This window comes from Streptomyces sp. ActVer (assembly GCF_027270795.1).
Taxonomy (GTDB): domain Bacteria; phylum Actinomycetota; class Actinomycetes; order Streptomycetales; family Streptomycetaceae; genus Streptomyces; species Streptomyces umbrinus_A.
This window is the reverse complement of the sequence record NZ_JAPWHT010000624.1, coordinates 1-4657: the sequence shown is the minus strand read 5'-3', so window position 1 is coordinate 4657 and position 4657 is coordinate 1. Positions and strand designations below refer to the sequence as shown.

Sequence of the window (4657 nt, the reverse complement as noted above, 5' to 3'; positions counted from 1 at the left end):
CGCGAGGACGCCGCCGGTGACGCCAAGCGGAAGCTGGACGAGGCGTCCGACGCCGGGATTCAGAACCGGAAGTGGTACGAGGAGGTCGGGGACTGGGTCTCCGACAACTGGGACACCATCGTCGCGGTCAGCAAGGTCGTCGTCGCGGTCCTCGGTGTCATCGCGCTGATCATCGGTGGGCCGATCCTGGGCGCCATCGTGCTGATCGCCGCGCTCGTCGTCCTCGCCGACACCCTCAACAAATACGCGAAGGGCCAAGCCTCCCTATGGGATGTGGCCTTTGCCGCGCTGGACTGCATCCCGGGTATGAAGGGCCTGACCACCATCGGCGGCCTGGCCAAGGGGCTCAAGGGTCTGAAGGGGCTCAAGGCCGGGATGAAGGGTATGGCGACCGGTGCCCGCGGCCTCGGCAAGTCGGCCCGTGGAGCCCTTGCTGATGGTACCAAGGGCGCGTACAACCGCCTCAAGAGCAAGATCAAGGGCTGCGGAGACCCGGTTGACGCGGCCACTGGCCAGATGTTCATGGCAGAGACGGATGTCGCGCTGCCCGGCGTCCTTCCCGTCACCTTCACCCGACGTGCCGCCTCCGGCTACCGCACCGGCTGGTGGTTCGGCCCCACTTGGTCCTCCACCGTCGACCAGCGCCTCGAAGTGGACGAGGGCGGCATCGTCTTCGTCACCGAGGACGGCATGCTGCTGGCCTACCCGCACCCAGAGACGTCCAACGCCCCTGTGCTTCCTGAGGCAGGTCCCCGCTGGCCGCTGGTCCGCCTGGACACCGGCGGCTACCGCATCGACGACACGATCGCCAGGCGCAGCCACTACTTTGCGCCCCCCGACGGACAGCTGGCCCTGTTGGAGCGGATATCCGACCGCAACGGCAACACGATCGACTTCGACCACGACGCCGACGGCGCACCTCGCGCGATCCGGCACTCCGGCGGCTACCACCTCGCGCTGACCGTGGAGGAGGGCCGGGTTACCGCCCTCAGCCTGGCCGACGCCGCAAAGGGCGGCTCGGAGATCGCGATCAAGCAGTACGGATACACGGGCGGCAACCTCACCTCGGTCACCAACTCCTCCGGTTGCCCGATGCGGTTCACCTACGACGAGCGCCTGCGCATCACGTCCTGGGCCGACACCAACAACAGCAACTACGTGTACACCTACGACGACCAGGACCGCTGCCTCACCCAGGAGGGCGAGGCCGGGCACGTCGCCAACTCCTTTGCCTACGACGGTACGGATCAGGCCTGGCCGGGGCACCGCGTCACTACGGTCACCACCCCCGAAGGGGCGACGTCCCGCTTCGTCATCAACGACAACTGCCAGGTCGTGGTCGAGGTCGACCCGTTGGGCGGCATGGTCCGCACCGCCTATGACGCCCACCACCACCTCGTCTCCACGACAGACGAGCTCGGCCACACCACCCGCCTCGTGAACAACGCCCTCGGCCAGGCCACCGAGGTGATCTATCCCGACGGTGCCGTCATCCGCCATGCCTTCAACGATCTGAACCTGCCCGTCTCCATGGAACTGCCGGACGGCTCCCGCTGGTTGCAGCAGTACGACGAGGCCGGCAACTGCACGGCCGTCACGGACCCGTCCCGAGCCACCACCCGCTACGTGTACACCGAGCAGGGCCACCTTGCCGCGATCAACGACGCACTCGGTCACACGACCACCGTGCGATGCAACCCGGCAGGCCTGCCCCTGGAGAACATCAACCCCCTGGGCGCGGTCACCGTGTGGGAACGTGATGCCTTCGGCCGGCCCGTCACCCGTGTCGATCCTCTGGGGCACGCCACTTGGTTCTCCTGGACCATTGAGGGGCTGCCCTCTCGACGCACCACGCCGGACGGATCCGTCGAGTCCTGGACCTATGACGGCGAAGGCAACTGCACGAGCCACACCGACCAAGTGGGCCGGGTCTCCCGCTTCGAGTACACCCACTTCGACCTGTTGTCGGCGCGTACCGACCCGGACGGGTCCCGTCACGAGTTCGGCTACGACTCATCCCTGCGTCTCACGGGGGTCGTCAACCCTCAGGGAATGAGCTGGCTTTATACCTACGACGCTGCCGGCAACCTGACATCAGAGACCGACTTCGACGATCGCACGATCGACTACACATGTGATGCGGCAGGGCGCTACGTCTCCCGTACCAACGCGCTCGGACAGACGGTGCGCTTCGAGCGCGACGCACTGGGACGGGTGGTGCGCAAGGACGCCGACGGGCGGATCACCACCTACGCCTACGGTGCGGCGGATCAGCTGTCGGAGGTGAACGGACCGGACGCCACCCTCACGCGGCGGTACAACCCGGCGGGCCGACTGGACGCCGAGACCGTCAACGGCCGGAACATGACCTACCTATACGACGAGTTGGGTCGCCGCATTCGCCGTACGACCCCTTCGGGCGCGGTCAGCACATGGGAATTCGACGCGGCGGACAACCAGACACGATTGACCGCGTCGGGCCGGACCATCGCCTTCACCCATGATGCAACGGGACGCGAACTCACCCGTCGGACAGGTGAGTTCGCCACCATGACCAGCGCCTTCGACGAGCTGGGCCGCATCACCACCCACTCCGTCTCCACTGCCGTCGCGCCGGAGATCCAGCGCCGGTCCTACCGCTACGGTCAGGATGGCAACCTCGTACGCCTCGACGACAAGCTGAACGGCACGCGGCGCTACGACTTGGATGCCGTGGGCCGCGTGACGGCCGTTGAGGCCCACGACTGGAGTGAGCGTTACGCCTACGACGAGGCGGGCAACCAATCTGCCGCGTCCTGGCCCGCTGTACACCCGGGCCAGGATTCCGTCGGACCCCGTCGCTACCGAGGTACCCGCATCGAGCAAGCAGGAAATACAAGGTACGAGCACGACACGCTCGGCCGCATCACGCTGCGGCAGAAGACCCGCCTGTCCCGTAAGCCGGATACCTGGCGCTACGAGTGGGACGCCGAGGACCAACTCGCCGCAGTGGTGACTCCCGACGGCACCCGCTGGCGCTACCAGTACGACCCTCTGGGGCGTCGCATCGGCAAGCAGCGCCTCGGAGCCGATGCCGAGACAGTCGTCGAGCGTGTCGACTTCACGTGGGACGGCAGCACTCTCTGCGAGCAGACGACGGTGGCTCCGGCTCTGCCTGATCCGGTGATCGTGACGTGGGACTACGACGGGTTGCACCCGATCTCCCAAACCGAACGGATGACTGCCGCCGACGCCACCCAGGATGAGGTGGACTCGCGCTTCTTCGCCATCGTCACCGACCTCATCGGCACACCCACCGAACTCATCGACGAGTCCGGCACCATCGCCTGGCGTGCCCGAACCACCCTCTGGGGCACTACGGCGTGGGCGTCGAGCAGCACGACGTACACACCTCTTCGGTTCCCCGGCCAGTACCACGACGCCGAAACGGGCCTCCACTACAACTACTTCCGTTACTACGACCCCGAGACCGCCCGATATCTCACCTCCGATCCGCTGGGCCTCGAACCGGACCCGAATCCACTCACCTATGTGGACAACCCTCACAGGTGGACGGATCCCCTTGGACTCGCGCCCACGGCATGTACGGACATGCCGTCACACAAGACGGCGCCGAGCCGAAACGCGGCATTCAGGATGGCAAAGCGTGACCTGGGGATCCCCATGACACAGCAGCCGGACGAGTTGCGCCGGGTCCCGATGACAGACCGCACAGGGCGCCAGATCATGGACGACAGCGGTAAACCGGTGATGACTCGCGAATATGTCTACACGCGAGAGGACGGAAGTCAAGTGATCGTTCAGGACCATTCTGCCGGCCATGATTTCAGAGAGGGCGGCGTTGGAAACCAGGGGCGGCATTACAATGTACGGCCGAGTGAGAACCCAAGGACAGGTAAGGTTCCTGGAACCGCGCAGCACTACGAGTACTAGGTTGGGTGAGGCAGCATGTCCTGGACAGCCCTATTGGAGAACCCCGAGGGAATTGATTCCGTCTTTCAGGGCTCGCCTCCGCCGCTTGAGGGAGTGCACATTCATGAAGTGGGACTGAACAGGGAAGGTCCCACGCTTCGAGTGCGGTTCGATCTGTCGGACTATCCGGCGCAAGCTCCTCGGAAATGGCAATTGCAGGGATTCAACACGGTCCAAGTCGAGTTGCTCTTCGGCGGCTTGCGCAGTGTGGAAATCAGCGGATTCTCCGTGGAGCCGGTGGGCGATATCACCCTGACGAGAGATGAGACGGTGCACGTTGTCATCTCGTCGAATGAAACCAGCATCCGGGCTGTCGCGGACACAGTATCCATCACAAAAACGGCCGCCTATCTGGATGACCGCTGAACTCACCTGTTTCCCATCTCCCGCCCGGGCGGTGAGGGCGCGGAGCGCCTCACGGTAGGTGGGCGGGATGCTTTGCAGTGGCCAACACAGTGAGGGCGTTGCTCCCCAGAGGGCACTCCTTCGGCGGCTTCCGGCGGCAATTTCGTGGAACTATGGGAGGTTTGAGGTCGATGTGGGCGATCCCTCGGATAATTCGCTCTGGTGTCGTCCCTGCACCCTCGGTAGCGTGGCTGCGCTCATGTCCCCCTCGCCCCACCGGGAGCCGTCCGTGAACCGCCGCCCCACCCTGCTCGCAGCGATCGCGCTGACCGCCGCCGCG

Annotated in this window: 2 protein-coding genes; both read left to right on the top strand. The window is 65.4% G+C overall.

Going from position 1 to position 4657, the window contains the following annotated elements:
• Window positions 1-3933: HNH/endonuclease VII fold putative polymorphic toxin (locus tag O3Q52_RS49130; protein ID WP_269654934.1), on the top strand; the 3933-nt coding region annotated here is incomplete at its 5' end.
• Window positions 3934-3948: 15 nt separating this feature from the next.
• The gene (locus tag O3Q52_RS49125) at window positions 3949-4338 is read left to right on the top strand and encodes an Imm50 family immunity protein (protein ID WP_269654933.1); all 390 of its coding nucleotides are present in this window, start codon (window positions 3949-3951) and stop codon (window positions 4336-4338) included.
• The last annotated feature ends 319 nt before the right edge of the window (window positions 4339-4657 follow it).

Coding starts and splice junctions, on each gene's coding strand:
- O3Q52_RS49125 (WP_269654933.1), top strand. CDS start 3,949: ATGTCCTGGACAGCCCTATTGGAGAACCCCGAGGGAATTGATTCCGTC.